The 2,329-nt window shown below is 59.3% G+C and carries 1 protein-coding gene; it reads left to right on the top strand.

Annotation, left to right across the window (positions count from 1 at the left end):
- Positions 1–532: 532 nt before the first annotated feature.
- Entirely contained in the window at positions 533–2,314 is a 1,782-nt protein-coding gene (locus ACIBFB_RS27190; protein ID WP_397235011.1) for a reverse transcriptase domain-containing protein, read from the top strand.
- Positions 2,315–2,329: the final 15 nt, after the last annotated feature.

The raw sequence follows: 2,329 nt of genomic DNA, 5'->3' as shown, positions 1-2,329 counted from the left end.
GTGCGTCACGAAAACGCTTCGGTGTATCCCCGGCCAAGCCGGGAGGAATTCAGCGGTAGGTTCCTGGGGCCGATGACTCACCCTGGGCCGAAAGAACCCAGGGGACCAGAGCATGTCAGGAAACCAGCGGCCGGGTCCAGATGTCAGGGACGGTGCGCTGGGGGACCCGTGTGATAGGGCGAAAGCTTGACTGCCTGAATCCCAATCTCCAGTCGATGCAATGTTCAACATCCGCCGGAAAGGCATCCGAAACCGGCGTGCGATCGAGGTCGGTCTCTGGCGTGGGCTGGCCTTACCTCTGGGCCGCAGACGATTCCCAATGAGGGAATTCAAGGAGATGAGTGGGGCGCCTAAGTCACACTGCCACGTACACCGATGACGAACGTGAGATCGCCTAAGGGGTGAGAACCCTAGGGTGACAGAGTACCCGTAGTAGTCGCAGGAGTAGCGACCTGCCGAGGAGGGCGGGAAGGCCGTCCACAGGGCGAAGGGGTACAGGTAACTCGGATACACCGACCGGGAGGTATGCGAAATGCAGAGCGCCGAAACGGTTCTGAGTGTCCTCCGTGAGCGTGGCAGGCAAGGTCTGCCATGTGACGAACTCTATCGACAGCTCTTTAACCCAGCGCTATATCTCATGGCCTACGGGAACATCTACTCCAATCACGGGTCGATGACCCCGGGGGTCACGCAGGAGACCGCTGATGGGATGTCCATGAGGACCGTTGATCGCATCATCGGTGCGATGCGTCACGAACGCTATCGGTTCTCCCCGGTGCGACGGGCGTATGCGCCGAAGAAAAACGGGCAACGTCGGCCGCTGGGAATCCCGACATGGTCTGATCGACTGGTCGGTGAGGTCATGCGCCTTCTTCTGGAGGCGTACTATGAACCGACGTTTTCCAACCACTCGCACGGGTTCCGGCCCGGACGCGGCTGCCACACGGCCCTGCGGGACGTGGAAGCAGGGTGGAAGGGGACGACCTGGTTCATCGAAGGGGACATCGCTGACTGCTTCGGGTCGATTGATCATGAGATCCTTCTTTCCATTCTTGGGGAGAAGATTCATGATCAGCGTTTCCTGCGGCTGGTGCGGAACATGCTGAAAGCCGGATATGTGGAGGACTGGGAGTGGGGTGCCACGTTCAGTGGGACTCCGCAGGGTGGGGTTGTCTCACCGGTGCTCTCCAATGTCTACCTGAACAAGCTGGATGAGTTTGTAGAGAAAGTTCTGGTCCCCGAATACACCCGAGGAGGCAGGCGCCGGAAGAACCCTGTCTATGAGAAGCTCGTCAGGGAGAGGTCCAAGGCGCGGGTCCGTGGGGATCGGGAGACTGTCCTGTCCCTGGGCAAACAGATCCGTCATCTTCCTTCCTACGACCCTCAGGACCCCGGGTACCGGCGGCTGAGGTATGTGCGCTATGCCGATGACCACCTTCTCGGTTTCACCGGACCCAAGGCAGAGGCCGAGGAGATCAAACAGCGTCTGGCGGAATTCCTGCGGAACGATCTCGCGCTGGAACTCTCCCAGGAGAAAACGTTGATCACACACGCCCGGACCAGGGCGGCGCGTTTCCTCGGTTACGAGATCATTGTGCAGCACGCCGACAACAAGCTCACCAAAGGTGGCAGAAAAACCAATGGTAAGATCTCGTTGCGGGTGCCGTTGCAGGTGGTCAGAGCCAGCATATCCCCGTACTTCAGGCGCGGTAAACCCGCGCGGGATCCCGACCTTGTCAGGCGACGTGACCACATCATCGTCGATACCTACGGGAACAAGTACCGGGGATTCGTTCAGTACTATCTACTCGCCCGGGATGTGTGGCGGTTGCATCGCCTTTCGCGTGTGATGGAGCTGTCCATGTTGAGGACTCTGGCAGCGAAACACCGGTCTTCGGTGGTGAAAATGGCGGCCCGGTACAAGACCAAGGTTGCTACACCGCATGGCCTGCGCACGTGTTTTGAGGTCGTGGTCCCCAGGCGGGGAAGAAAACCACTGGTCGCACGGTTCGGTGGTATTCCACTACGCAGGAAGAGGAACACGGTCGTCTACGACCAAGTCCCTGAAGCTCTGCGCTACCATACGAAAGAATTGGTGACGCGGATCCGGGAGAATCGTTGCGAGGTCTGTGGGCACGAAGGAATGGTGGAGGTTCACCAGATCCGGAGGTTGGCTGACCTGCACGACGCGGTCTCTCGACAAGTGGGGTGGGCTCAGATCATGGCCCGGATGAGACGAAAGACTCTTGTTCTCTGTTCGGCGTGCCATGACCGTGTCCACGGGAGTGAAAAACCTGCGGTTAGCGCGGTGTGAGTTACTGGAGAGCTA

The organism is Nocardiopsis sp. NPDC050513 (assembly GCF_044457925.1).
GTDB lineage: Bacteria > Actinomycetota > Actinomycetes > Streptosporangiales > Streptosporangiaceae > Nocardiopsis.
This window is presented reverse-complemented; position numbering and strand designations above follow the sequence as displayed.

What these genes read in the sequence shown, in the direction of transcription:
- ACIBFB_RS27190 (WP_397235011.1), top strand. Translation starts at nt 533, where the DNA reads ATGCAGAGCGCCGAAACGGTTCTGAGTGTCCTCCGTGAGCGTGGCAGG.